General features: G+C 68.5%; 20 protein-coding genes and 1 pseudogene. 6 read left to right on the plus strand and 15 right to left on the minus strand.

Annotation, left to right across the window (positions count from 1 at the left end):
* The first annotated feature begins 276 nt into the window (after window positions 1–276).
* Complete coding sequence (locus IDM45_RS07445; protein WP_209422274.1) at window positions 277–939, plus strand: pseudouridine synthase; 663 nt, start codon at window positions 277–279, stop codon at window positions 937–939.
* Here the strand turns inward: IDM45_RS07445 and rarD are convergent.
* Window positions 857–1,738, minus strand: coding sequence for an EamA family transporter RarD (rarD, locus tag IDM45_RS07450; RefSeq protein WP_209422275.1), 882 nt, complete (start codon window positions 1,736–1,738; stop codon window positions 857–859). The genes IDM45_RS07445 and rarD overlap by 83 nt on opposite strands.
* Before the next feature lie 274 nt (window positions 1,739–2,012).
* On the opposite strand from rarD, the gene IDM45_RS07455 reads away from it, so the two are divergent.
* Complete coding sequence (locus tag IDM45_RS07455; protein WP_209422276.1) at window positions 2,013–2,444, plus strand: thermonuclease family protein; 432 nt, start codon at window positions 2,013–2,015, stop codon at window positions 2,442–2,444.
* Window positions 2,445–2,511: 67 nt separating this feature from the next.
* Here IDM45_RS07455 and IDM45_RS07460 read toward each other — a convergent pair whose 3' ends face one another.
* The 3 genes from IDM45_RS07460 to IDM45_RS07470 all read right to left on the minus strand — a co-directional run bounded on the left by IDM45_RS07460 (window position 2,512) and on the right by IDM45_RS07470 (window position 4,957).
* The gene (locus tag IDM45_RS07460) at window positions 2,512–3,513 is read right to left on the minus strand and encodes a diaminopimelate dehydrogenase (RefSeq protein WP_209422277.1); all 1,002 of its coding nucleotides are present in this window, start codon (window positions 3,511–3,513) and stop codon (window positions 2,512–2,514) included.
* A gap of 122 nt (window positions 3,514–3,635) precedes the next feature.
* Window positions 3,636–4,568: a DHH family phosphoesterase gene (locus tag IDM45_RS07465; RefSeq protein WP_209422278.1), complete on the minus strand. Its 933-nt coding sequence runs from the start codon at window positions 4,566–4,568 to the stop codon at window positions 3,636–3,638.
* Between the two features lie 113 nt (window positions 4,569–4,681).
* Window positions 4,682–4,957, minus strand: a complete 276-nt coding sequence (locus IDM45_RS07470) for a hypothetical protein (RefSeq protein ID WP_209422279.1) — start codon at window positions 4,955–4,957, stop codon at window positions 4,682–4,684.
* 205 nt (window positions 4,958–5,162) lie between these two features.
* On the opposite strand from IDM45_RS07470, the gene IDM45_RS07475 reads away from it, so the two are divergent.
* The 3 genes from IDM45_RS07475 (at window position 5,163) to IDM45_RS07485 (ending at window position 8,563) form a co-directional block, all read left to right on the plus strand.
* On the plus strand, window positions 5,163–5,951 hold the full coding sequence (locus IDM45_RS07475; RefSeq protein WP_209422280.1) for a pseudouridine synthase: 789 nt from the start codon (window positions 5,163–5,165) through the stop codon (window positions 5,949–5,951).
* 219 nt (window positions 5,952–6,170) lie between these two features.
* Complete coding sequence (locus tag IDM45_RS07480; RefSeq protein ID WP_209422281.1) at window positions 6,171–6,440, plus strand: hypothetical protein; 270 nt, start codon at window positions 6,171–6,173, stop codon at window positions 6,438–6,440.
* Between the two features lie 170 nt (window positions 6,441–6,610).
* Complete coding sequence (locus IDM45_RS07485; protein ID WP_209422282.1) at window positions 6,611–8,563, plus strand: hypothetical protein; 1,953 nt, start codon at window positions 6,611–6,613, stop codon at window positions 8,561–8,563.
* A gap of 101 nt (window positions 8,564–8,664) precedes the next feature.
* On the opposite strand, the gene ylqF is transcribed toward IDM45_RS07485, so the two are convergent.
* The 8 genes and pseudogenes from ylqF to IDM45_RS07525 form a co-directional block, all read right to left on the minus strand.
* Window positions 8,665–9,615 carry a ribosome biogenesis GTPase YlqF gene (gene ylqF, locus IDM45_RS07490; RefSeq protein WP_209422283.1) on the minus strand — a complete coding sequence of 317 codons (951 nt, stop codon included), beginning with the start codon at window positions 9,613–9,615 and terminating at the stop codon, window positions 8,665–8,667.
* 68 nt (window positions 9,616–9,683) lie between these two features.
* Window positions 9,684–11,678 carry a C2 family cysteine protease gene (locus IDM45_RS07495; protein WP_209422284.1) on the minus strand — a complete coding sequence of 665 codons (1,995 nt, stop codon included), beginning with the start codon at window positions 11,676–11,678 and terminating at the stop codon, window positions 9,684–9,686.
* A gap of 313 nt (window positions 11,679–11,991) precedes the next feature.
* Window positions 11,992–12,897 carry an SDR family oxidoreductase gene (locus tag IDM45_RS07500; RefSeq protein WP_209422285.1) on the minus strand — a complete coding sequence of 302 codons (906 nt, stop codon included), beginning with the start codon at window positions 12,895–12,897 and terminating at the stop codon, window positions 11,992–11,994.
* Window positions 12,898–12,908: 11 nt separating this feature from the next.
* Window positions 12,909–13,924 (minus strand): annotated as a pseudogene (locus IDM45_RS07505) (NADP-dependent oxidoreductase).
* A gap of 119 nt (window positions 13,925–14,043) precedes the next feature.
* Window positions 14,044–14,454, minus strand: a complete 411-nt coding sequence (locus IDM45_RS07510) for a PaaI family thioesterase (RefSeq protein WP_209424046.1) — start codon at window positions 14,452–14,454, stop codon at window positions 14,044–14,046.
* Window positions 14,455–14,507: 53 nt separating this feature from the next.
* The gene (locus IDM45_RS07515) at window positions 14,508–15,296 is read right to left on the minus strand and encodes an SDR family oxidoreductase (RefSeq protein WP_209422286.1); all 789 of its coding nucleotides are present in this window, start codon (window positions 15,294–15,296) and stop codon (window positions 14,508–14,510) included.
* Window positions 15,297–15,912: 616 nt separating this feature from the next.
* The gene (locus IDM45_RS07520) at window positions 15,913–17,460 is read right to left on the minus strand and encodes an ATP-binding protein (RefSeq protein WP_209422287.1); all 1,548 of its coding nucleotides are present in this window, start codon (window positions 17,458–17,460) and stop codon (window positions 15,913–15,915) included.
* Window positions 17,461–17,491: 31 nt separating this feature from the next.
* Window positions 17,492–19,330, minus strand: coding sequence for an acyl-CoA dehydrogenase (locus IDM45_RS07525; RefSeq protein WP_209421153.1), 1,839 nt, complete (start codon window positions 19,328–19,330; stop codon window positions 17,492–17,494).
* A 221-nt stretch (window positions 19,331–19,551) separates the two neighbouring features.
* Here IDM45_RS07525 and IDM45_RS07530 point away from each other — a divergent pair, with 221 nt between their 5' ends.
* Complete coding sequence (locus tag IDM45_RS07530) at window positions 19,552–20,748, plus strand: MFS transporter (RefSeq protein WP_209421152.1); 1,197 nt, start codon at window positions 19,552–19,554, stop codon at window positions 20,746–20,748.
* Between the two features lie 203 nt (window positions 20,749–20,951).
* Here the strand turns inward: IDM45_RS07530 and IDM45_RS07535 are convergent, their stop codons facing one another.
* From IDM45_RS07535 to maiA, 3 genes are all read right to left on the minus strand, one after another.
* Window positions 20,952–22,127, minus strand: a complete 1,176-nt coding sequence (locus IDM45_RS07535; protein WP_209422288.1) for an acetyl-CoA C-acyltransferase — start codon at window positions 22,125–22,127, stop codon at window positions 20,952–20,954.
* An 83-nt stretch (window positions 22,128–22,210) separates the two neighbouring features.
* A complete protein-coding gene (locus tag IDM45_RS07540) occupies window positions 22,211–24,322 on the minus strand; it encodes a 3-hydroxyacyl-CoA dehydrogenase NAD-binding domain-containing protein (RefSeq protein WP_209421151.1) in 2,112 nt (703 codons plus the stop codon).
* A 173-nt stretch (window positions 24,323–24,495) separates the two neighbouring features.
* Entirely contained in the window at window positions 24,496–25,149 is a 654-nt protein-coding gene (gene maiA / locus IDM45_RS07545) for a maleylacetoacetate isomerase (protein ID WP_209422289.1), read from the minus strand.
* Window position 25,150 lies beyond the last annotated feature (1 nt).

The following is a 25,150-nucleotide window of genomic DNA, read 5'->3' on the forward strand; positions in this document are numbered from 1 at the left end:
GCCAGCGGAAAATGTTTCAGGCATGGCAGCAGGCCGTGCGCCTCTTGGGCGCTGCCGGGGCTGCGCACGGGACTGACGGCGCGGTGTGCGCGCTCCAGCACCTGTGAAAATGCCCTGTCGGCGTAGTGCGCGATGGGCGCACGGCTGCACAGGGCATGGGGCGCGATTATGACCCAATGCACAGGACGCGCATGAAGTCATCACTTGAGCGCATAACCTGGACATGCGCTGGCGCATGTTGGCGCCGGCATCCTTGTCTTTTTGGGTTTTTTCTGCATGACCTCCCCCTCCCCACCCCGCCTGTTGCGCTTTCACAAGCCCTGGGGCGTGCTCAGCCAGTTCACCGCCGAAGGGCGCTGGCGCGGGCTGAAGGACTTCATCGACGTGCCGCGCGTACACGTGGCCGGGCGGCTGGACGCCGACAGCGAAGGCCTGCTGCTGCTGACCGACGATGGCCGGCTGCAGGCGCGCATCAGCGACCCGCGCCACAGGATGGCCAAGACCTACTGGGTGCAGGTCGAGGGCCTGCCCGACGAGGCGGCACTGCAGCAGCTGCGCGCCGGCGTGCAATTGAATGACGGCCCCACCCTGCCGGCCCAGGCGCGCCGGCTGGAGCCACCCCCGGCCCTGCCGCCGCGCGAGCCGCCCATCCGCGTGCGCCAGAGCATCCCCGACTGCTGGATCGAGCTCACCATCCACGAAGGGCGCAACCGCCAGGTGCGGCGCATGAGCGCCGCCGTCGGCCACCCGACGCTGCGCCTGGTGCGCGTGGCCATCGGCCCCTACCGCCTGGACGGCCTGGAGCCGGGCCGCTGGGCCGATGCGCCCCTGCCACCGCCGCTGCCCCGGCCAGCCTTCAGCGCAGCCGCACCCGGCGCAACTGCAGCGCGCCGTCGAGCACCAGCAGTGCCACGGCCGCAAAGATCGGGCCGTAGGTAGGCCACTGCGCCGGCGCGATGCTCTCGCCCAGCGCCAGCGCCACCAGGGCCAGCAGCACCGGCTCGACATAGCTGAGCAGGCCGAACAGCGCCAACGGCAACATGCGCGCCGCCGCCATGTACAGCGCCAGCGCCACGGCGCTGACCAGGCCCAGCACCGGCACCATGCCCCACAGGTGGACATTGGCGGCCACCAGCGCAGTGGAGGCCGGCGCACGCAGCACGAACCACAGCGCCGCCGGAGCCAGCAGCAGCATGTCCAGCCAGTGCCCGCCCAGGTGGTCGGTGCGCAGCCACCGGCGCATGACGAAATACAGCGTGTAGCCCAGGGCGACCAGCCAGGTCTCCCAGGCCATGCCGCTGGCGCGCAGCACCTCGTGCGCCACGCCAGCGCCGGCCAGGGCTGCTGCCGTCCACTGCAAGGCCGACAGCCGCTCGGCAAACAGCAGCCGCCCGGCCAGCACCATGACCAGCGGCAGCAAAAAATAGCCCAGCGACACCGGCAGCGCCCGCCCGTGCAGCGGCGCCCACAGGAACAGCCACAGCTGCACGCCCAGCATGGCGGCGCTGGCCAGCAGGCCCAGCGCCAGCAGCGGCTGGCGGCGCACGCGCAGCGCTAGCAGGCGCACGCGCGACCACTGGCGCAGGCCCAGCAGCAGCGCCGTGGTGAAGGGTAGCGTGGCCAGCACGCGCCAGCCAAAAATCTGCTCGCCGTCGAGCGGCGCAAGAAAAGGCGCCACGTAGTACATGGCGCCAAACAGCACGGATGCCGCGATGGACGCGGCCAGACCTTTGATCACGGGGGCAGACGAGCTTGGGAGGGGAGAAAAAGACACGCCCGGGAAAAAACGCCCGGGCACGCATGACAGCAACTGGACGGCAGCGCCCAGCCTGGCAAGGGCGCGTGCAGCCGGCGCCGGGGACTGGTGCCGGAGCCGCTGCAGCCAGGCAAAGCGCGGATTATCAGGCCGCACAATCCGCAGTGCCGCTGCCCGGCAGCATCCGCGCTGTGCGCCCTGCATGGCGCGCAAGACGCCGGACGCAAAACCGCCGGACGCACCACCACTTCCTCACATGTCCACCGCCGCCCTGCTGTGCCTGGTCATCGCCGTGAGCGATGGCGACACCCTCACGGTGCGCTGCGCCGCGCGCCGCCCCGAGCGCGTGCGCATCGTCGCCATCGATGCGCCGGAGCTGCGCCAGGCCTTTGGCCGACAGGCGCGCGAGAACCTGAAGCGCCTGTGCTTTCGCCAGCGCGCTGAACTCCATACCCTGGGGCGCGACGCCTATGGCCGGCACCTGGCGCGGGTGCGCTGCGCCGGGCAGGACGTGGCCACAGCGCAGGTCGCCGCCGGCCTGGCCTGGCTGTCCACGCGCCAGCCGGCGCAATACCGCGATCTGGCCGCCCTGCAGGCGCGCGCCCAGGCTGCGCGGATCGGCCTGTGGTCGCAGGCCAGGCCCATGGCGCCGTGGGACTACCGGCGCCGCTACCCGGCCAAGCGGTAGCGTTGGGCGTCGGGCGGGTTTTCATGCAAAACACTCATCGCTCACCCTTCCCCAGGCAATGGCGCGCTCAGAGCAAATCGGCGCGCAGCTCGGCTGCGCTGCGCGGCGACAGCAGGCCCGGGGGCACGTCGAACACCGTCTTGCAGCCGTGCTGGCCGGCGGCGTGCAGCCGGTGTACGGCGCGCGCATAGGCCACCAGCACGCTGGCCGTGAACTCCGGGTTGCTGCCCAGCGTCAGGCCGTACTCGATGACCTGCTGCACGCCGTCCGAGGTGTTGCCGCTGCGGATCACGAAGCCGCCGTGCGGCATGGTCGAATGCTCGCGCGCCAACTCCTCGGCGCTGATGAAGTTCACCGTGGTGTCGTATTGGTCGAAGTAGTGCGGCATCTCGACGATCTGGCGGCGCACGGCCTCGGCGTCGGCCCCATCAGCGAGCACGACGAAGCACTCGCGGCGGTGCTTTTCGCGCGTGGTCAGCTCGGGCCGCGTGCCGCTGCGCACCTGCTGCACCGCCGCCTCGATGGGAATGGTGTATTGCACGCCGCCGGCCACTCCAGGCACGCGGCGGATGGCGTCCGAGTGGCCCTGGCTCAGGCCCTTGCCCCAGAAGGTGTAGGTGGCGCCCTCGGGCAGCAGCGCCTCGCCCATTAGGCGGTTGAGCGAGAACATGCCCGGATCCCAGCCGGCGGAGATCAGCGCCGTGGTCTGGCCAGCGCGCGCGGCGGCATCGACGGCGGCAAAGTGCTCGGGGATGCGCGCATGGGTGTCGAAGCTGTCCACCAGGTTGAAGCGCGCCGCCAGCTGCGGGCTTTGCTCGGGCAGGTCGTCCTTGGAGCCGCCGCACAGGATCAGCACATCGAGCTGGCCCTGGTGGCCGGCCAGCTCGTCCATGTGATGCACGGGCACGTCCGCGCCCTGGACTTTCAGTTGCGCCGGCGCGCGCCGGGTGTAGATGCCGGCCACGCGCATGTCGGGGTTGCGGGCAATCGCCGCCTCGACGCCACGGCCCAGATTGCCGTAGCCGACGATGCCGATGCGGATGGGTTGCGTGCTGGGGTGCTGATCCATGGTGGATGTCTTTCAGTGGAAGGGAAGCAAGAAACGGACAAGAGACTATGAAGGGACGATTTTTCTTATCAAAAATGATAGCTGCTTACGCTTTCCTGGCAAGGGTTTGAGTGCTTTTTCACTCATGAAACCGCCTGAAAACGCCCGGACAGCAGCTCCGGCAGGCGCGCCGCAGGCAGGCGAAAGCCGCAGGCCTGGGCGTGGCCGCCGCCGCCCATGCTCACCGCCAACGGCGAGCAGTCGTAGCCGCGCTGCGAACGCAGGCCGACCTTGACCTGACCGTCCTCGGCCACCGTCCACATCAGGGCAAAGCTGCCGCTGCGCTGCGAGACGATCTCGCCCACCAGACTGTGGAAGGCCCCCGGCGCATTGACCATCAGGCCGGCCTGGCCGTTGAAGACCAGCGGCTGGGCGGCGCGTGCCACGTCCTGCGCCAAGTGGCGGAATTTCTCGTCCATGGCCCGCCCGCGCGCCACGAAGTCCTGCACCTGCCGGGCAGAGAAATCGGCGATCTCGCTCCAGCGCGCAAAGTCGAACGGTTCCAGATCGAGCGCGGCGACGAAGCCCGCCGTCTGCTCATGGCGCCAGTGCCACAGGTCGCGATCCTCGACGAAGCGCACCAGATCGGGCAGGGGCTGTTCGGGAAAAAAGTAGTCCCAGGCCAGGCGCGCACCGGACTTGTCCATGTCGAAATGCACGGCGCCGCAGCGGCACTCGAAGCCGGCCAACTGCTCGGCGGCACTCTTGTGGTGATCCAGCAGCACCAGCCGCGCCGCCTGGGCGGCTATGGCAGCCAGCAGTTCGGGGCCAAAGGCAAAGTCCAGCACATAGACAAAGCGACCGGCCAGTGGCGGCAAATCCTGCAGCGACTGCACCTGGCCATGCGTCAGGCCGACGCACTCGGCGCGCCCGCCATAGAAGCGCCAGGCCGCCAGCGCGGCGGCAAAGCCGTCGGCGCAGCGCCCGTGGTAGAGCACCAGCGGTGCGGGATCGTCAGGGCAAGGAGCCAGCAGCAGGGACAGCGGCAGCCGGGTGGAGCGCAGAGTGGCAGTCATCGGTACACATTGTGCTGCAGCGCACAATGCGCGCCAGCTGTCCGGAAAAAAATTCCTGGACAGCAGCGGGGTGGCTGTGGCGGCTGCGGTCGCCGCCCCACCAGGGCCGGGACTCAGGGCGTGACCAGTATCCGGCTGCGCGGCTTGGCCTCGCGCTGCGGGCGCGCCCATTTGCGCATCCCATCGCGCCCGCTGGCCGAGCGCAGCAGCAGCGCGCCCCCGACGACGGCGTGCAGCACAGCGCGAGTGCGCGAGGGCGTGAAGAAGGCGCAGGCGATCAGGCCGACGCCGGTCAGCAGGGTGATTTCGTGCTCCAGCGGAGCGCTCTCGCGCGCATCGTCGTAGGCGATGACGTTGCTCATGGTCTCGCGCAGGTCGGAGGAGTTCATGTCGGCTGTTCCTTACAGGATGCGGGCGGCGCACCGCGCACCGCCCGGGGTCGGCAACCCAGGACGCCACCGTAGGCTGCGCGCGGTGCCGCGCACGCCATCGCCCATGCCCTGGCGCTGTAGGAATGGCGCGCCAGCGGCTCGATTACGCTTGCCCCGCCCTGCCCATCCCACCCACAGCCGAAGAATGCGCCCAGAAAAACCCATGCAAGAAGCCTCCTGCGCGCCCTCGCCCCTACCCATTCTGTGGCGCGACGAGCACCTGGTGGCCGTCCACAAGCCCGCCGGCTGGCTGGTACACCGCACCGGGCTGGATGCCGGCGAGACGCGCTTCGTGCTGCAGACGCTGCGTGACCAGCTCGGCCAGCGCGTCCATCCGGCACACCGCCTGGACAAGGGCACTTGCGGGGTGCTGCTCATGGCGCTGCACGCCCAGGCCGCCCGCGCCCTGGCCGAAGCCTTTGCCGCGCAGGCCGTGGACAAGCGCTACCTGGCCCTGGTGCGTGGCTGGGCGCCGGCGCGTGCCGAGGTGGATCACGCCCTGCGCCCGCACGACGCCGCGCCCGATGCCGCAGCGCAGCCAGCCCACACCCGCCTGTCGTGCCTGGCGCGGCTGGAGCTGCCCGAGGCCAGCGATGCACGCTTCGCCAGCACGCGCGCATCGCTGGTGCTGGCCGAGCCGGGCACGGGCCGGCGCCACCAGATCCGGCGCCACCTCAAGCACATCGCCCACCCCATCATCGGCGACGCCACCCACGGCAAGGGGCCGCTGAACCGCTGGTGGGCGGCGCGGCTGGGGCAGTCCCGGCTGTGGCTGCACGCCTGGCAACTCAGCCTGGCGCACCCGGTGACCGGCCAGCCCCTGGTCATCAGCAGCGGCCTGAGCTGGCCAGGTGCCGAGCTGGGTGCAGCCACGGCGCCCGGGCATCTGCAAGACTGGCAGCACCTGCTGACCGGCCTGCCCTGGCAGGCTGGTCAACTCTCGAAACCATAGCTGCCAGCGCTTGACTGGCGTGGCTTTGAGGCCAAAAAGATGTCAAAAATCCCCTTTCCAGCCCTTGCCTGCCGATTTGTTTGCCGACTTGCCTGTCGATGCGTGCGGGAGCGGACGGCGGCGTCCTACCGGCGCTGGCGCCGCCCGGCCCTGGTGCGGCGTCGGCTCCTGGACACACTGGCCGCAGGCAAACCTGCCCGCCATTCCAGGAGGACACCCATGCAGCAAAAGACCAGCCCAAGCGGCCAGAGCGGCCAGACCGACCACCACGGCGCCACCCTTCACGGCCAGGTTCACTACCGCGAGGGCGACGGCCCGCAGTTGACCATCCCGGCGGGCCGGGTGGAGCTGTACCCGGCAGCCGACAGCGTGATCGTGCGCTGGACGACGCCTGACGACTCGGCAGGCCAGGCCGCCCTGACGCACGCGCAATACCAGCAATACGTGCAGGCCGGCCAGATCGTGCCGGCCCGGCAGGGGCAACGATAGTCCGCTAGTCCGCTGGCAACGACTGCCGGCAGCGCCCGCCTGGGGGTCTTGGGTCGTGCGCTGGGCGGCGCTGGGCGCTGGCACAACGCGCCACGCGCCATCTTCTGCAGGCGCAGCAAGGCGGATCCGCCACCACACCTGGGCAGGTTGGCAGTTGGCTACCATGCCCCATGCCCGCCCCCGCAGCCTCCCCGCCTGAGCAGACCACCTCGCCGGACGCCGGCACCGGCCTCTTTGCGCACACTCCCCCCAGCCCGCAGGCATTGCGCTGGCTGCTGCACGCCGCCCTGCCCGACAAGAGCCGGCACAAGGCAGCAGGCTGGTGGCAGCAGGTGGACTTCCTGGTCACGCGCAGCCATGTGGACGAGGATGGCGACGCCTTCCACGACGGCCTGTTTATCAGCGACTGGAAGCAGCACGACTTCTGGCTGGCCCTGCCCGACAGCGCGCCGCCGCCATCCGGGGCCGGCGGCATCAGCCGGGCGCGCAATTGGCTGCAGCGCCTGGCGCCAGCGCCGCGCGCCAACGCCTGGGGGCTGCTGTGCCAGTGGCGCAGCTACGACGCAGCCGGCCAGCCCGGCGCCTGGAGCCGGCTGGAGCCGGAGGCGGACAGCGCTGCCGCTGCCGCCCACGACACGGCCCCGGACGCTGCTGCCCCTGGCACCACCGCTGCCCAGGCCCTACTGCCCCTGTGGCAGCTCGTGCTGCACTACTGGCGCACTGCCGAACACGAGCGCCGCAGCGGTCGGCTGCTGCGCGCCCGGCTGCACGCCAGCCTGACGCCCGAGCGCGTCATGGCGCTGGTGCAATTGCCCCTGTTCACCGACCGCCTCAACGACTGGAGCGACCCCGAGCGCGCCGGCCTGTGGCTGGACGACACCTGGGCAGGGGCGCGCGTGCCCGGCTGGCATGGTGGCCGGCGCCAGGGCGCGGCTCTCAAGCTGAGCTGGCGCAACGGCCAGGAGCGCCCCGGCGACGCCGAGGACGACGCCCACGCCAGCTACCAGATCGAAGTGCTGGCGGACGACGCACCGCTACCCTCCGGCACAGCCCACCCGCCCGGGCTGGCGCTGAGCTACAGCCAGCGCCAGAGCCAGGTGCGCACGCCCCTGCCTGCCGATGCCGCGCTGCACCTGCAGCAACTGTGCGCCCTGTTCACCGAGGTCGAGCAGCGCCTGCTGGCCGATCAGGCCCAGCAGGAGCAGCGCCTGCACGCCGGCCTGGACACGCTGGCGCCCACCCCCCTGGAGCCGGCGCTGCTGCCGCCCCTGCCGCCGCACGCCAGCGATGCGGAGGTGCTCGGCCCGCAGATCATGGCCTTGTCGCGCGTCTGGCAGGAGGCCGGGCGCAGCTACGCCGCCGCCGTGCGCGCCCGCTGGGCCGGGCAGGCGGATCGGATTGCGGCGGCAGATGACGCGGCAAGCGATGCAGCAGACGGCGCAGCAGGTGCTGCAGCAGCGGCAGCGCCGCAGCCGCCGCAGCCGCCGGCGCCACAGGAGCCGCCCGGGCCGCCAGCTCCCGCTGTGCGCGACACCCGCACCCCCTTGCAGGCCGCTTCCGTACTGCGGCTGCGCCGTCGCATCCAGGCGCTGGGCGACGCCGGCCTGAGCGAACGCCTGCACCAGCGCTTCGTCTTCGCCCCGGCCGCCTATGCCGCCCACGCAGCGCGCCACGGCCTGCGTGTGCAGGCGCTGCGCTGGCAGGCTGATGGGGCGTTGCTGTGCTGGCTGCAGCCGGACGCATCCCGGCAGTGGCCGCCGTGCTGGCGCATCGCGGCGCAGGGGTTGGACATCGCCCCGGTGGACGAGCCGCCGCCCGCCCCGCCAGCCACCACCCGGGCCACCTGGCACGACGTGGTGCTGCAGGCCGATGCCGGCGGCGACCTGGCGGGTCACGGCGCCGCTGGGCAGACGCTGTGGCGCCACCACCTGGGGGCAACGCCGACCTGCCTGGCGCTGGCACCGGACGATGGCGGCCTGCTGGCCGTCGGCACCCAGGCCGGCCATGTCGTCCTGCTGCGCAAGCGCGCCGCCCCGGATGCGCTGGCGCCCGCCACCTCGCGCTATCAGGAGGTGCGCCGCATCCTATTTTGGGACGATGCCGGCACGGCGCTGGCGTGGTGATCCGCGCGTCCGACGCATAACGCACCACACCCCTGCGCGCGAGCACGCCCTGCGGCCCTGCCCAGGCTTCGGGGGCACGGCGGCAGCGCCGCGCCCGCGCCTCACTCGCCCGTGCGGCGCGCCCGGCGTTCGTCGCGCTTGCGCTGCTCGGCGCGGCGCTCGGCGCGCTCGGCCTCGCGCTCGTGTGCAGCCGCCAGCCAGGCGGCATATTCGTCCGGCGTCTCCAGCGTCACGCGCCCGATGCTGCCGCTGCGCAGGTCGGTCAGCACGATCTCGGCGGCCTTTTGCAGGTTCAGCCGCCCGCCGCTCATGACCGCGCCGCGCTTGCGTGCGATCAAATCCAGCAGCTCATCGTCGTGCAGCGCAGCGATCTCGGCTTCGGGCCGGGCCAGCTTGTAGCGCGCCACCAGCAAGGCGGCGTAGTGCTGCTTGAGGTAGGCCAGCAGCGCCATGGCCACCTCCTCCTCGTCATAGGCGTTGCGCCCCACGGCGCCGCTGGCAGCCAGGCGCTCGCCGCTTTCGGGCACGACGATGCGCGGCCACAGCATCCCGGGCGTGTCCCAGAGGTAGAAGTCATCGTCCAGCACGATGCGCTGCTCCTGCCGGGTGATGCCGGCCTCGTCGCCAGTCCTGGCCTCGCGCCGGGCCGACAGGGTGTTGATCAGCGTGGACTTGCCGACATTGGGCACGCCCACGATCAGCACGCGCATGGGCCGCGCCATGCCCCGGCGCGTGGGCGCCAATTGCCGGCAGCCCTCGATCAGCCGGCGCGCCGGGGCCGTGTCCGAAGCGTCGAGCGCAATGGCGCGCGTGCCGGGGCGGGCGTTGTACCAGTCCAGCCAGGCCGGCGTGCGCGCGGCATCGGCCAGATCCTGCTTGTTGAGCACCTTGAGCGTGGGCCGGCCCTCGGTCAACTCGGCCAGCAGCGGGTTGGCGCTGGAGGCCGGCAGGCGCGCATCCAGCAGCTCGATCACGACGTCGATGTCCTTGATGCGCTGGCCGATCGCCTTGCGCGTCAGGTGCATGTGACCGGGGAACCACTGGATGGACATGGGCAGGCTTTCTCAGACAGGAGCAAAGCCCGCAAGCTTAACTGCCACCTGGGCGACCGCCCGGTTGCTCAGAAGTCATACAGCCAGAACGACAGACCTTCGACGCCGACCAGGTCGGCCATATCGGCGGCAAAGGGGGCGACGTAGTTGGGATTGTCCGGCGTGGTCGAGCCCCAGGGGTTATAGACCGTGACCGTGGTGTTGTGCGCGTCCGCCGGGTCGGCGTCCATGATGATGTAGGCGTGGCCTTCGGTGAACAGGATGCGCTGGTCGGCATCGTGGGTGTTGGCCGAAGAGCCGACGAACAAGGTGTTGCCACCGTTGAGGTATCGCGCCAGCACCTGCACATCGCTCAGGCCCTCGGGCAGCAGCTGGACGGTGGTCAAGGGGTTGTGGTTGACCTGGTAGCCGACGTCCTCGGCGTCGTCGCTGTATGTCCACGAACCCGTGCCCAGGATATAGCTGCCGGCCTCACTGAAGCCGCCCTCAATGGCCCACATGGCGTTCTTGCCGTTGCTCATGGCCTCGCGGCCCAGGAAGCCCTGCTCGTTCATCTGGGCATAGGCCTTTTCCAGCAGCGGCAGCCACAGCTTGGTGTCCTGCGGAGTCAGCGTGTTGGCCAGCTTGGAGTACAGCGGCACGTCGTCCTCGGCGCTGGCCACCACCAGCTGGTTGTTCACGGTGACCCAGTGCGTCTGCCCGCGCCCGTCATACAGGCGCACGCCATAGGTCTGCTGGCCCAGGGCGTTGGCGCCATTGCTGACGAACACCGCCTCGATGGCGCCTGGCTTGGAATGCGCCACCGCCGCCGCCGAAGCCATCAGGTAGCAGGTACCCGCCGAGCCTTGGTTGACGTCGGTAAATTGCGGCCCGGCGCTGCCGAACAGCGGCGCGTCGAAGACCTTGTACACCCCGGTGGCGGCGCGCGCCTCGGGGTTGGCGGTGTCGCCCTCGGTCGTGGGGTTGGGCAAGTCCAGGCCCAGCAGCCACTTGCCGCCGAGCTTTTGCAGCTGCTCGGCGCTCGACTCGGCGTTCAGGCTGCCCAGGGCGCTGGCGCGCGTCTGTCCGCCGGTATAGAAGCTGTTGGCCCGGCTGGTGCTGACCATCTGGTCGAACACGAAGCTCAGGTAGTCCGTGCTCTCGGCGTCCTGGCCGAACAGCGCCTGGCCGCGCGCTGCGATGGCGCGCAGGTCGCCCACCAGCGCCGCGCCGACCTGCTGGCCCGGCGGCACGCTGGCGATGGCGGTGGCCACGATGTTGACCAGGTCGGCATGGCCCAGGCGCTGCCCGTCGGCGGTGAGCTGCTCGACCAGGCCGCGCACGGCCTCGGTCTGCAGCATGGCCGTCCAGCCCTCGGTCAGCGGCGTGTCGGTGCGGTTGTTCAGATCGACGTTGCGCGCAGCCTCGGCGGCGCGCACCTGCTCGGGCGTGAGCGCCGTGACCGTGCTGCTGTGCCCGCCGGTGCTGAAGCCCACCTGCACCACGTTGCCCTGGTAGTCCGCCACCCACAGCTGGTAGCCGTTGCTGGTGGCCAGCACATCGGTGATGTCCAGCGCATCGCCCAGGGTGTCCACGGTGACGGCAGCGCCACCAAAGAACAGCGGCACCAGCGTGCCCAGGCCGTTGTCGATGCACAGCTGCCCCAGCTCGTTGACGCTGATGTCCAGTTCCTGGCTGTCGGTGTAGAGCACGGTGCCGCCGCCGATGCCGCCATTGCCGTTCAGGTCGGTGCCCAGGGCGATCTCGGCCTGGATCAGCTCACGGTCGTCCAGCGCGCGCACCTCCAGCACGCTGCCCGCGTGATCCAGGCGGGCGCTGTAGAACTCGCGCGTGCCGCTGGTCGAGGTGGCATACAGGGTGTAGCCGTCGGCGGTCTTGTCCACCGCCAGGGCCACCACGCCGATGGCATCGCTCAGGGGCACGCCCTGGTAGGTGATGGCGCGGTACTCGGCGATGGTCTGGCCAAAGTCGCCCACCTTCCAGCTTTCGCGCGCGTCCACGTAGAGGATGGCCTGGTCGATGTAGCGCGCACGGCCTTCAACGGAGTCGTAGGGGATGGTCATGAAAAAGCTCCTGCCAACGCAAGAATGGATAAGGGTCTGTCTGGAAAACACCGATGGGCAGAGCGCCTGCGGATCGGCAAGACGCAGGCAAGGCACTGCCGCACGCATGGGTAACGGCACACCCGCGCCCGGTTCCACGACACAACCTGCTCAAGCCTTGGACTCAGGGTTTCCCGTATTCCAGCAAAAGCTGCCAGATTCTCAAAAAAGATAGCTGTCAGCGCTTACTGGACAAGGGTTTACAGCGTTTTTGACCAAAAAAAACGGGCCTTGCAAACGGCCCGTCCTTGTGTTCTGACTCAACCGCCCGGCATCACTGCCCGCGCAGCGCCGCGCGCAGCTGCTCGCCCACCTGGGGCCGCTCGGCAAACGGGTCGGGCGGGTTGGCGCCCTGCACGATGGCGTCCATGCGGCTGCTGACGTTGCCCAGCGCCTGCGGGTGGCTGTAGATGTAGAACTGGCCTGCCGCCGCCGCGTCGAAGACCTTTTGCGCCACCTCGGCGGCGCTGACGCGGCCACTCTCGACCGCCTTCACGGTCATCGCCGCGTTGATGCGCTGGCTGGGTGTCAGCTGCTCATCCGCCATGTCGGCGGGGCGGTTGCGCTCGCTGGCGATGATGCCGGTGGGCACGAAGTAGGGGCACAGCACGCTGGCGCCCACCTGGGTCGTGACCAGCGACAGGTCGTGGTACAGCGTCTCGCTCAAGCTGACCACGGCGTGCTTGCTGACGTTATAGACGCCCATGTTGGGCGGGTTGAGCAGGCCGGCCATGCTGGCGGTGTTGACGATGTGGCCGCGCCAGGCCGGATCGGCGCGGGCGGCGTCCAGCATCATGGGCGTGAACAGGCGCACACCGTGGATCACGCCCCACAGGTTCACGCCCAGCACCCACTGCCAGTCGCGCACCGAGTTCTCCCAGACCAGCCCGCCCGAGCCGACGCCGGCGTTGTTGAACACCAGGTGCGGCGCGCCCCAGTGCTGCTGCACGTCGGCTGCCAGCTGCTCCATCTGCTGGGCATCGGACACATCGACGCGCCGCGCCAGCACCTCGGCGCCCAGGGCCTGCATCTCGGCAGCGGCGGCGTCCAGCGCATCGCGCTGCACATCGACCAGCACCAGCTTCATGCCCCGGCGCGCGCCGATGCGCGCGCACTCCAGGCCGAAGCCCGATCCGGCGCCCGTGAGCAGTGCCACCTTGCCTTCGAAGTTCTCGATCATGGCGCCTCCCGTCAGACCAGCTTGACCAGCTGCTTGCCAAAATTCCTGCCGCGCAACATGCCCAGAAAGGCCTCGGGCGCTGCGGCCAGGCCTTCAGCGACGCTCTCGCGCGGACGCAGCTTGCCGGCTGCCACCAGGGCGCCCAGCTCGCGCAGCGCCTGCGGCCACAGCTGCATGTGCTCGCTGACGATGAAGCCCTCGACCCGCATACGGTTGATCAGGATCAGCGCCGGGTTTTGCAGCGGCAGCGGCTGGCCGTCGTAGCCGGCGATCATTCCGCACACGGCCACGCGGGCAAACGCGTTGGAGCGCAGCAGCACGGCGTCCAGGATGTGGCCGCCGACGTTCTCGAAGTAGCCATCGATGCCGTTCGGGCAGGCGGCCTTCAGGGCGGCGGACATGGATTTCAAGTCCGGGTGCTGGCGGTGGTCGATGCACTCGTCAAAACCCAGCTCCTCGGTGGCGTAGCGGCACTTGTCCGGCCCGCCGGCAATGCCGACCACGCGGCAGCCCCGCGCCTTGGCAAGGGCGACGAAGGCGCTGCCCACGGCGCCGGTGGCCGCGCTGACCACCACGGTTTGCCCCTCCTTGGGGTCGATGATCTGCGTCAGGCCATACCAGGCGGTGACGCCGGGCATACCCACGGCGCCCAGGTAGTACGACAGCGGCACGTGCGTGGTGTCCACCTTGCGCAGCATCCCGGGCTGGCCGGCATCGACCACGCTCCACTCCTGCCAGCCGCCCATGCCGACCACCTGGTCGCCGCTGTGGTAGTCGGGGTGGCGGCTCTCGACCACCTCGCCTACGGTGCCGCCCTGCATGACCTCGCCCAGCGGCTGGCAGGCGGCGTAGCTCTTGGCGTCGTTCATGCGCCCGCGCATATAGGGATCCAGGCTCAGGTAGTGGTGGCGCACCAGCACCTGGCCCTGCGCCAGCGCCGGGGTGTCGGTGGTGACCAGCTTGAAGTTGGCCGCCGTGGCCTCGCCCTGGGGCGGTTGTCGAGCAGGATTTGCTGATTGCGTGGCATGGTCACTCCTTGAGTTGCACAATGATATTCAAAATTGATAGCTATCAGCGCTTGCCTGGCAAGGCTTTCCAGCACTTTTGACCCATAACCCGGAGGGGAATCCCAGGTTTCGGGCGGTTTCAGTCGGTGGCCGGCTGGGCGCTGGCGTCGGCGCGCGGCACGTAGCGGAAGGTGCCGGTGGACTGGCTGCACAGGCGCCCCTCTTGGTCGTGGACGGTGGCCTCGGCAAAGGCCGTCGAGCGCGTGCGGTGCAGCAGCCGCCCGCGCGCCACCAGGGCGCCGCGCGAGGGCTGCATGAAGCTGGTCTTCATCTCGATGGTGACCACGCCCATGTCGGGCGTCACGCTGCGCGCCGCCACGGCCATGGCCACGTCCAGCAGCGTCATGGTGACGCCGCCGTGCGCCACGGCAAAGGAGTTGGTGTGGCGCGGCTGCACCTGGTAGCGCAGCTCGGACTCGCCATCGGCCATGTGGTGCAGCGTGACACCCAGCTCGCGGATGAAGGGGATGTCGGCGCCGAAGTCCAGCACGTCGCGCCCGGGCTGCTGCGACCCTTGCGCCTGCGTCTGCATGTCCATTGCCATCAGCCGACCAGCGCGCTCACGCCGCCGTCCACCGCCAGCCACTGGCCGGTGATGTGCTTGCCGGCGTCGCTGGCGTACAGCAGCGTGATGCCCTTGAGGTCTTCGTCGTCGCCCAGGCGGCGCAGCGGCGCCTGGAGGGCCATTTTTTCCTCGCCCAGCTGCTCGATCAGCACAGTGGCCATCTTGGTCTTGAAGAAGCCCGGGCAGATGGCGTTGACGGTGATGCCGTAGCCGCCCCACTCGCCGGCCAGCGCGCGCGTGAAATTGATGACTGCGCCCTTGGAGGTGTTGTAGGCGATGGTCTTCATCTGCGCCGGGTTGCCGCCCAGGCCGGCAATGGAGGCAATGTTGATGATGCGCCCGCCCTTGCGCCCGATCATGCTGCCCTTGGCAATCGCCTGCGACAGCAGGAAGTAGCCGCGCACGTTCAGGTTCATGACCTTGTCCCAGGCGGCGGTGGGGTGGTCTTCGGCCGGTGCGCCCCAGCTGGCGCCGGCGTTGTTGACCAGGATGTCCACGTGGCCGAGCAGGGCCAGCGTCTCGCGCGCCAGGCGCTGGATGTCGTCCTCGCTGGCGCAGTCGGCGGCGATCCACTGGGCGTCGATGCCAGCGGCCTGCAGTTCGGCGGCGGCCTCCTGCAAGTCCTGCGCCTTGCGCGAGCTGAGCACGATGCGCGCGCCGGCCTCGCCCAGGGCATGGGCCATCTGCAGGCCCAGGCCGCGCGAGCCGCCCGTGACCAGGGCAGTCTTGCCGGAAAGATCGAAAAGTTGCTGCACCGTGCGTGCCATGGTGGGGGTCTCCGTAGGGTTGTGAGTGAGGGAAAACAAGCGGCAATCATTGTGCCGGCCCGGGTACGGGCGCCCCTGTCGCATGGGCGATTGCCCGGCCCGGTGCTCAGGCAGCATCGGCGCATCCCGGCAGGCACCATCGATGCGGGGGTGAAGAATTATCAAAAATAATAGCTATCAGCGCTTGCCAGACGGGGCTTTCAGGCTGATTTGATTGTTAAAACAGAGCGGAAACAGGCTGCTTCGGACGGTTTTGGGGCGGCCTGGGGTCTGGAGGCGGGGTTTTGCGGCGTTTTTTTGCTGATTTTCAGGTCAAATCGGCTGCAAACCCTTGCCGGGCAAGCACTGACAGCTATCAAAACAGGAGTTCTGCGGGGCTGATGCAGGCGGTGTGCTGCCATGCGCTGCGCCCGATGCAGGCGTGCGCTGTCCTGGCTCCTTCCCCCGCTGGGGGAAGGCCGGGATGGGGGCCGGCTGGTTCTGGCGCGCCATGCCGTGCGGCCAGCGTCGCTGGCCCCCACCCCAGCCCTCCCCCAGGGGGGGAGGGGGGAAGAGGTGCTCCTCAAAGGATGAGGGGGTGAAGACGCACCCTCAAGAGGCAGAGGAAGCAAGCGCCTCAGCTACCCACGGTCAGCGTATCGAATGCCACGATGTTGCGGCTCTCGCGGCTGAACTCCACGCCCACCAGATGCACCGGCCCGCTGGCGCGGTATTTGTCGGCGTAGTTTTTCTGTTGCAGCTGCTCGATGGCCCGCCCTTCAGGCACCAGCTCCACGACCTTGAACTCGAACAGCCAGGTCTGCCCCAGCCAGCGCAGCGCCATGTCGATGCGGCCTTGGTTGGTGGCGTCCTCCAGCACCATGTCCAGCCCCAGCGCAGCAAAGTAGCTGTAGAAGACGCTGGCCCAGTAGCCCTCGTATTGGGCGATGGGGTTGCCCCGGTACCAGTCGTGCGGGATGCTGGCAAAGAAGCTGTGCAGCAGTTGCTGCAGCCCCGCGAGGTCGCCCGCTTCGAGCAGGTCATAGACCGGGTTGATGTAGCGCTCGGGCACTTCGGTGGCGCCGCACAGTGCGCCCAGCAGGCTGTTGTTCAGGCTGGTCTTGACTTCCAGGTTGGGATAGGACAGCTGCAGCGCCAGCCGCCCGGGGCGGTAGCGCTCGCCGGTGATGGTGAGGTAGCCGGCCTGGAACAGCAGCGCTTCGGTGGCGATGTTGTCCACCTCGAAGCTCGACAGCAGCGTGGCCGACTCGAAGACGTTTTCCAGCGCGGGCGTGAACTGGCGCCGCCGCGTGAGCAGCTTGACCAAAAAGGTGGGCGTGCCGGTCTCGAACCAGTAGGGCTGGAACTGGCGGTTGCGAAACAGCAGCAGCACATCGAAGGGGTTGTAGACCGACTCGCCGCGCCAGCTGTAGCCGTTGTACCAGCGCCGGATCTCGCCTCGATCCAGACCCGGCAGCTCGGGCGCGAACACGGTGTCCACATCATGATCGGTGTAGCCGCAGATGCTGCTGTACTCGGGGCTGATGGTGATGTCTTCCAGGTTGTTCAGGCCCGAGAAAATGCTGACCTTGCTGAACTTGGATACGCCCGTGAGAAAGGCAAAGCGGATGTGCGCATCGCTGTCCTTGATGACGCAATAAAAGTCCTTGAGCACCTCGCGCAGCTGCAGCGCCACGTCCTGGTCTTCGATGCGGTCGAGGATGGGCTTGTCGTATTCGTCGATCAGCACCACCACGCGTTGGCCGGTCTGCTCGGCCAGGCGCAGGATCAGGCGCTTGAAGCGGCTGCGCGCATCGGGGTATTCGGCGGGCAGGCCGTGGCGCGCCTCGAAGGTGCCCAGTTGCTCGTCCAGGCTGGCGCGCAAGTCCTCCACGCTGCCCAGCAAGCCACCGCCAAAGCTGAAGCGCAGCACCGGGTACTTGACTGACCAATCCCAGTGCTGCTCGGCGTGCAGCCCCTCGAACAGCGCCCGGTTGCCCTCGAACAGCTCCTTGAGCGTGTCCAGGAACAGGCTCTTGCCAAAGCGCCGCGGGCGCGACAGGAAAAAGTACGAGCCTTGCGCTATCAGCCGCAGCGCAATCGGCGTCTTGTCCACGTAGTAGCAGTCCTTGGCACGGATCTTGGCCAGGGTCTGGATGCCGATGGGGAGTTGCTTGCGGGCCATCGGACGATTGTAGAAAGACGGCCACCCAGCATCAGAACATGTCCGGCGCCATCTGCGCGCAGGTCATGTCGCGCCGCGCCGCCACGGCCAGCCAGGGCGTGATGCGCGGTAGCTCGTAGCCGAAGAAGTAGCGCGCTGCGCCCATGCGACCAGCATTGGCGGCATCGTGGAGCGCCGGGTCGCGCTCCAGCACGCTGGCGGCCACGTCCAGCCAGACCCAGGCCAGCACCATATGGCCAAAGGCCTGCATGTAGGGCACGGCGTTGGCCAGCGCCTCCTGCGGATCACCCGACGCCCAGGCCGCCTGCGTGGCCGCCAGCACGTCCTGCAGCGCCACGGCCAGCTGGTCGGCCCACGGGGCCAGCGCCTTGTGCTGGCGCGAGCGCTCCATGGTGGCGCTGATGGTCTCGGCCAGCAGCGTCAGGCCGGCGCCGCCCTGCATGACCACCTTGCGCCCCAGCAGGTCGGCCGCCTGGATGCCGTGCGTGCCCTCGTGAATCATGTTCAGGCGGTTGTCGCGCCAGTACTGCTCGACGGGAAAGTCGCGCGTGTAACCGTAGCCGCCGTGGATCTGGATGGCCAGGCTGTTGGCCTCCAGGCAGTTTTCGCTGGGCCAGCTCTTGGCAATCGGGGTCAGCACCTCCAGCAGCAGCCGGGCGTTGGCGGCGGCCTGGGTTTCGCCCGTGCGGCCCTCATCGACCAGGCGCGCACAGTACAGGTTCAGCGCCAGGGCGCCCTCGCACCAGCTCTTTTGCGCCAGCAACATGCGCTTGATGTCGGCGTGCGCTATCAGCGGCACCTGGGGCTGGGTCGCATCCTTGCCGCCGGCGCCGACCGGGCGGCCTTGCAGGCGGGTCTTGGCATAGTCCAGGCTGGCGTAATAGCCCGCCAGGCCCAGCATGGTCGCGGCCATGCCGATGGCGATGCGCGCCTCGTTCATCATGTGGAACATGCACTTGAGGCCCTCGCCCGGCTGGCCTACCAGGTAGCCGATGGCGCCCGCGCCGCCGCGCACCGGGTATCTGCCCTCACCGAAGTTCAGCAGCGTATTGGTCGTGCCGCGCCAACCCAGCTTGTGGTTCAGGCCGGCCAGGGCCACGTCGTTGCGCTCGCCGGTGAGCTGGCCCTCGGTATCGACCAGCTGCTTGGGCACGATGAACAGCGAAATGCCCCGCGTGCCCGCCACCAGGCGGCCATCCGGGCCGGGGATCTTGGCCAGCACCAGATGCACGATGTTTTCCGTCAGCTCATGCTCGCCCGAGCTGATCCACATCTTGTTGCCGGTGAGGCGGTAGCGCGGGCCCAGCGGGTCATCGGCAAAATCGGCGCCATCGGGCTCGGCGCGCGTGGCGATGTCCGACAGCGACGAGCCGGCCTGCGGCTCGGACAGGCACATGGTGCCGGCCCAGCGGCCATTGAATTCATTGGCGGCAAAGACCTGCTGCTGCGCCGGCGTGCCATGCACCAAAATGGCGTTGGCGTTGCCGGTGGTCAGCAAGTTGGAGCCGATGCTGATGGAGGCGACGCCGAAGAACGCATTGGCCGCCGACTCGACCACGTAGGGCAGCTGCATGCCGCCCAGGGCATAGTCCTGCGCGGCGCTGAGCATTCCGCTGTCCGCATAGGCGCGCCGGGCGTCATGGGTGCATTGCGGCAGGATGACTTTCTCGCCGTCGAACTGCGGCTCCTGCGTGTCCACGGTGCGGTTGAAGGGCGCGTATTTCTCGCGCGCGATGCGCTCGCAGGTATCGAGCACGGCGTCGAACGTCTCGCGCGAATGGTCGGCGAAGCGTTCACGGTCAGTGAGGCTGCAGGCCTGCAGCCAGTCGTGCAGCAGGAAGTCGAGGGTGGTGCGCAAAGGGGTGGTCATGCAGGAAATTATGGGAGGCCGCCAGCGCCAGTGGCTGTCCGCTGGGTGACGCCAGCCAGTGCAGCCCCGGCGAGGGCCAGCAGGGCAAGGGCCGGCCTGGGTCAAGCCATGAGCACAATACGCGTCTTGCCCGTTCATCCGCCGCGCCCCGCCTGGCTCCGTGGCCCCGCCCTGTCCTTTTCCCTTCCTGCAGCGCCGCTGCTGCTCTTGGTGTTTCTTGCATGTCCCCTGGTTTCCGGTCTCTTTGCCTGCTCAGCTTCGCCATGGTCGTGGGGGTGATGGGCACGGCGCTGATCAGCCCGCTGTACGGCCTGTACCAGGAGGCCTGGCACCTGCAGACCGTGCAGGTCTCGCTGATCTACGTGATCTACATGGGCGGCGCGCTGTGCGCCCTGCTGCTGTTCGGGCGGCTGCCGGATGTGCTGGGCTTCAAGACGACGATGGCCTGGGCCCTGGCGGCGATCTGGCTGGGCACGCTGGTGTCCCTGCTGGCGTGGAACGCCGTGTCGCTGTCTGTGGGGCGCTTCATCGTCGGGGCGGCCTCCAGCATGGTCACCACGAGCGCGTCGCTGGGCTTTTTGCAGGTGGCGCCACCGGAAAAACGCCACCGCATGGCCATGCTCAGCAGCATCCTCATCGCCTTCGGCTTCGGGGTCGGGCCGCTGATGGGCGGCATCCTGGGGCAGTGGGCGCCGGCGCCGCTGGTGACCGCCTACCTGCCCACGCTGGTGCTGGCCGTGCTGGGCATCGTGGGCCTGCGCCAAGTGCGCGAGCATGTCCACGAGGGCGGCACGCCCCAGCGCCGGGCGGTGTGGGCCGACATCGTTCCCCGGCTGACTTGGCCTGCGGCTGCGGACTCGGGCGTGTTCGTGCTGACCTGCGCCCTGCCCTTCGTGGCCTTTGGGGTGTTTGGCCTGTATGCGTCCATGCTCCCGCTGTTCCTGGATCAGATGATCCCCTGGCATGGCCCGGTGGTGAGCGGCACGGCCGTGGCGCTGATTCTGTTCGCCTCCTCGGGCCTTCAGTTGCTGGCGCGGCACATGCCGGTGCGCTGGGCGGGCTTTGCCGGCATGGCGGCGCTGGCCGCGAGCAACGCCCTGCTGCTGCTCAACCTGCTGGCGGCCAGCACCGTGCTGTTTTTCAGCGGCGTGCTGCTGACGGCGCTAGGCCATGCGCTGTGCATGTTGACCGGCATGACCATGATCAACCGCATCGCCACGCCGCACAACCGCTCGGGCCTGTTGTCGACCTACCTGGTCGTGGGCTACCTGGGCTCGATGGCGCCCATGCTGGGCATCGGCTGGATCGCCGACCGCTGGGGCATGAACGTGGCGCTGGCGTGCTTTTGCAGCGCAGTGGTGGTCATGGGCGGCGTGGCCGGCTGGCGATTCCAGGCGCATCCACGCACCCGCACCTGACATCACCGGCGCCTAAAGCCTGCAGGCGCCGCCCAATCATGATGAAAAGTGGCCCCAACCCTTGCCAGTCAAGCGCTGATAGCTATCAAAATTAAAGCGAAACTTAAAGCGAAACACCCCGCGCAGGCGTTGAGCCTGCGCGGGGCGTGGAGGACACCGGGGCCTGTTGCGCCCAGTGTCCAGGAGGCCCAGCGTGCTTGTGCTTACAGCACCTCGAACACCCCGGCCGCGCCCATGCCGCCGCCGATGCACATGGTCACGCACACGCGCTTGGCACCCCGGCGCTTGCCCTCGATCAGCGCGTGGCCGGTCAGGCGCTGGCCGGACACGCCGTAGGGGTGGCCCAGAGCGATGGCGCCGCCGTTGACGTTCAGGCGGTCAGCGGGGATGCCCAGCTTGTCGCGGCAGTAGATGACCTGCACGGCAAAGGCTTCGTTGAGTTCCCACAGGTCGATGTCCTCAACTCTCAGGCCGAGCTTCTTGAGCACCTTGGGCACCGCAAAGACCGGGCCGATGCCCATCTCGTCGGGTTCGCAGCCGGCCACGGCAAAGCCCAGGAAGCGGCCCAGGGGCTTGAGGCCATTTTTCTGTGCGAACTCCTCACTCACCACCACGCAGGCACCGGCGCCGTCGGAGAACTGGCTGGCGTTGCCGGCAGACACCAGGCCGCCCGGCAGCGCCGAGCGCAGGCCGTGGATGCCCTCGAAGGTCGTGCCCTCGCGCGTGCCCTCGTCCTTGGAGACGGTCACCTTTTTGGTGATCAGGCCCAGCGTCTTGTCAGCCACGCCCATGGTGACTTCGATGGGCGCAATCTCATCTTGAAACAAGCCGGCAGCCTGCGCGGCGCAGGCCTTTTGCTGGCTGGCGGCGCCGTACTCGTCCATGGCGTCGCGGCCAATGCCGTAGCGCTGGGCTACCTGCTCGGCGGTCTGCAACATAGACCAGTAGATCTCGGGCTTTTTCTTCTTCAGCGCCGGGTCGAAGATCATGTGCATGTTCATCTCCTGCTGCACGCAGGAGATGCTCTCCACGCCGCCAGCGACATACACGTCGCCCTCGCCGGCGATGATGCGCTGGCTGGCGGTGGCGATGGTCTGCAGGCCCGAGGAGCAAAAGCGGTTGATGGTCATGCCCGAGGTGGTCACCGGCAGGTCGGCCATCAGCGCAATCTGGCGCGCGATGTTCATGCCAGTGGCGCCCTCGGGGTTGGCGCAGCCCATGATGACGTCATCGACCAGGGCCGGCTCGATGCCGGCGCGCTCGACGGCAGCGCGCACGGCGTGGCCGCCCAGCGTGGCGCCGTGGGTCATGTTGAAAGCGCCCTTCCAGCTCTTGGCAAGGGGGGTGCGGGCGGTGGAGACGATCACTGCAGAGGTCATTTCAAATTCCTGTTGTGCGTTGTGGGTTGTGCGTTTCGCAGGTTGGCGTCGAGCGCTGAACGCTCAACGCCAAACGCTCAACCTCAAAATTGCTTGCCCTCGCCCACCAGCTTTTGCAGCAGCGGCGCAGGCTGCCAGAAGGCGGCGTCGTCCTGCGGGTTCTGGGCAAAGCGCTTCATCGCCTGCACGACGTTGAACAGGCCGACCTCGTTGGCGTAGCTCAAAGGGCCGCCGCGATGCACCGGGAAGCCGTAGCCAAAGATGTAGACCACGTCGATATCGCTGGCCTTGTTGGCGATGCCTTCCTCCAGGATGTGCGCGGCCTCGTTGACCAGCGAATACACCAGGCGCTGCACGATTTCCTCGTCGCTGATCTTGCGCGGCGCAAGCCCCAGGCTCTCGCGGTGCTTGGCGACCATCTGTTCGACCTCGGCGTTGGGGATGGCGTCGCGCTTGCCGGGCACGTAGTCGTACCAGCCCTTGCCCACCTTCTGGCCGAAGCGGCCCATCTCGCACAGCAGGTCGGCCGTCTTGCTGTATTTCATGCCGGGCTTTTCCACGGCGCGGCGCTTCCTGATCGCCCAGCCGATGTCGTTGCCGGCCAGGTCGCCCATGCGGAACGGCCCCATGGCAAAGCCGAACTTCTCGATGGCCTTGTCCACCTGTTGCGGCGTGCAGCCCTCGTCAAGCAAAAAGCCCGCCTGGCGGCCATATTGCTCGATCATGCGGTTGCCGATGAAGCCATCGCACACGCCCGAGACCACGGCCGTCTTGCGGATCTTCTTGGCCACGGCCATCACGGTGGCCAGCACATCCTTGGCGGTGGCGTCGCCACGCACCACTTCCAGCAGCTTCATGACGTTGGCCGGGCTGAAGAAGTGCAGGCCCACCACGTCCTGCGGGCGGCGGGTGAAGTTGGCGATCTGGTTCAAGTCCAGCGTGGAGGTGTTGGAGGCCAGGATGGCACCCGGCTTCATGACCTCGTCGAGCTTCTTGAAGACCTGCTCCTTGACGCCCATGTCCTCGAACACGGCCTCGATGACCAGGTCGGCGTCCTTGAGGTCGGCGTAGTCCAGCGTGGTGGACAGCAGGGCCATGCGCTGCTCGTACTTGTCCTGCTTCAACTTCTTCTTGGCCACCTGCGCTTCGTAGTTCTTGCGCATGATGCCCACGCCGCGATCGAGCGCGTCCTGCTTCATCTCCAGCATGACCACCGGGATGCCGGCATTCAGGAAATTCATGGCGATGCCGCCGCCCATGGTGCCGGCGCCGATGATGGCCACCTTCTTCACGTCGCGCTTCGGGGTATCGGCGGGCACGTCCGGGATCTTGCTGGCGGCGCGCTCGGCAAAGAACAGGTGGCGCAGCGCGCGCGACTCGGGCGTCCACATCAGCTGCAGGAACAGGTCGCGCTCGGCCTTGAGGCCGTCGTCGAATTTCCTGCTCTTGGTGGCGGCTTCCACGGCATCGACGCACTTGGCCGGCGCGGGAAAGTTCTTGGCCATACCTCGGGCCATGTTGCGGGCGAACTGGAAATAGGCCTCGCCCTGCGGGTGCTTGCACGGCAGATCGCGCACCAGCGGCAGCGGGCCACCCTTGGCATGTTCATCGGCCACGCCGCGCGCAAACGACAGCGCGCCCTCGGCCAGTCCTTCGGGCGAATCGACCAGTTTGTCGAACAGCTTCTGGCCGGGCACGGAGGCGATGAACTCGCTCTTGACGGCCTCGCCGCTGACGATCATGTTCAGCGCGGCCTCCACGCCGAGCACGCGCGGCAGGCGCTGCGTGCCGCCGGCGCCGGGCAGCAGGCCCAGCTTGACCTCGGGCAGCGCCACGTTGCAGCCGGGCGCGGCCACGCGGTAATGGCAGGCCAGGGCCAGCTCCAGCCCGCCGCCCATGCACACGCTGTGGATGGCGGCCACCACCGGCTTGGCGGACTGCTCGACGGCGGCGATGACGGAGTGCAGATTGGGCTCGGCAAGGGCCCGGTCGGTGCCGAACTCGGTGATGTCGGCACCGCCGGAGAAGGCGCCGCCGGCTCCGGTGATGACAATGGCCTTGACCTGCTCGTCGGCCTGGGCTTTTTCCAGCCCCTGCACGACGGCCCGGCGGGTGGACAGCCCCAGGCCGTTGACAGGCGGATTGTTCAGCGTGATCACGGCAACATCGCCGTGTACCTGGTAGTCAGCGCTCATGCGGGTCTTCCTTTGTCAGAGTTGGAAAAGTACGATCGTGCGATTTTCCATTGTAGGCAGAGGCCGACACGGCGCCAGAGGCGTTTGTCCCAAGTGGGACAAAGCTGCCGGGGTGCAACAAAAAAGAGCGCCACCGGCGCCCTCCGTCATTTCAGCCGGCCAGCGCGCCAGCCTCACTGCGCATCCGGCTGCCTGTCTGGCGCTGCCGCCTGGAATGCCGGCAGCTCCTCGCAGGCTGCGGTGATGCGTGCGATGGTCGGATAGTCCTCCACCCGGCAATTGAAGCGCCGGGCATTGAAGACCTGCGGCACCAGGCAGCAGTCGGCCAGGCCGGGCGCGTCGCCATGGCAAAAGCGCCCAGTGGCCGGACTGGCGGCCAGCATGTCCTCGATGGCCGACAGGCCAAGGCCCACCCAGTGCGCGTACCAGGCGTCCTTTTGCGCGTCGCTCACGCCCAGTTCGTGCTTGAGGTAGCGCAGCACGCGCAGATTGTTCAGCGGATGCAGGTCGCAGGCCACGGCCTGGGCCAATGCCCGCACGCGCGCCCGGCCCAGGGAGTCGGCAGGCAGCAGCGGCGCGCCGCCGTGGGCCTCGTCCAGATATTCGATGATGGCCAGCGACTGCGTGAGCACCGCCCCGCCTTGGCCGTCCTGCAATGCCGGCACCAGGCTCTGCGGGTTGGTGGCGCGGTAGGCCGGAGCGTGCTGCTGGCCACCGCCTGCGAGCAGATGCACCGGCACGGTCTCATAGGGCAGGCCCTTGAGCGCCAGCGCGATGCGCACCCGGTAGGCGGCGGAGCTGCGGAAATAGGAATAAAGCTTGAGCATG

The sequence above is a fragment of the Melaminivora jejuensis genome, assembly GCF_017811175.1.
GTDB lineage: Bacteria > Pseudomonadota > Gammaproteobacteria > Burkholderiales > Burkholderiaceae_C > Melaminivora > Melaminivora jejuensis.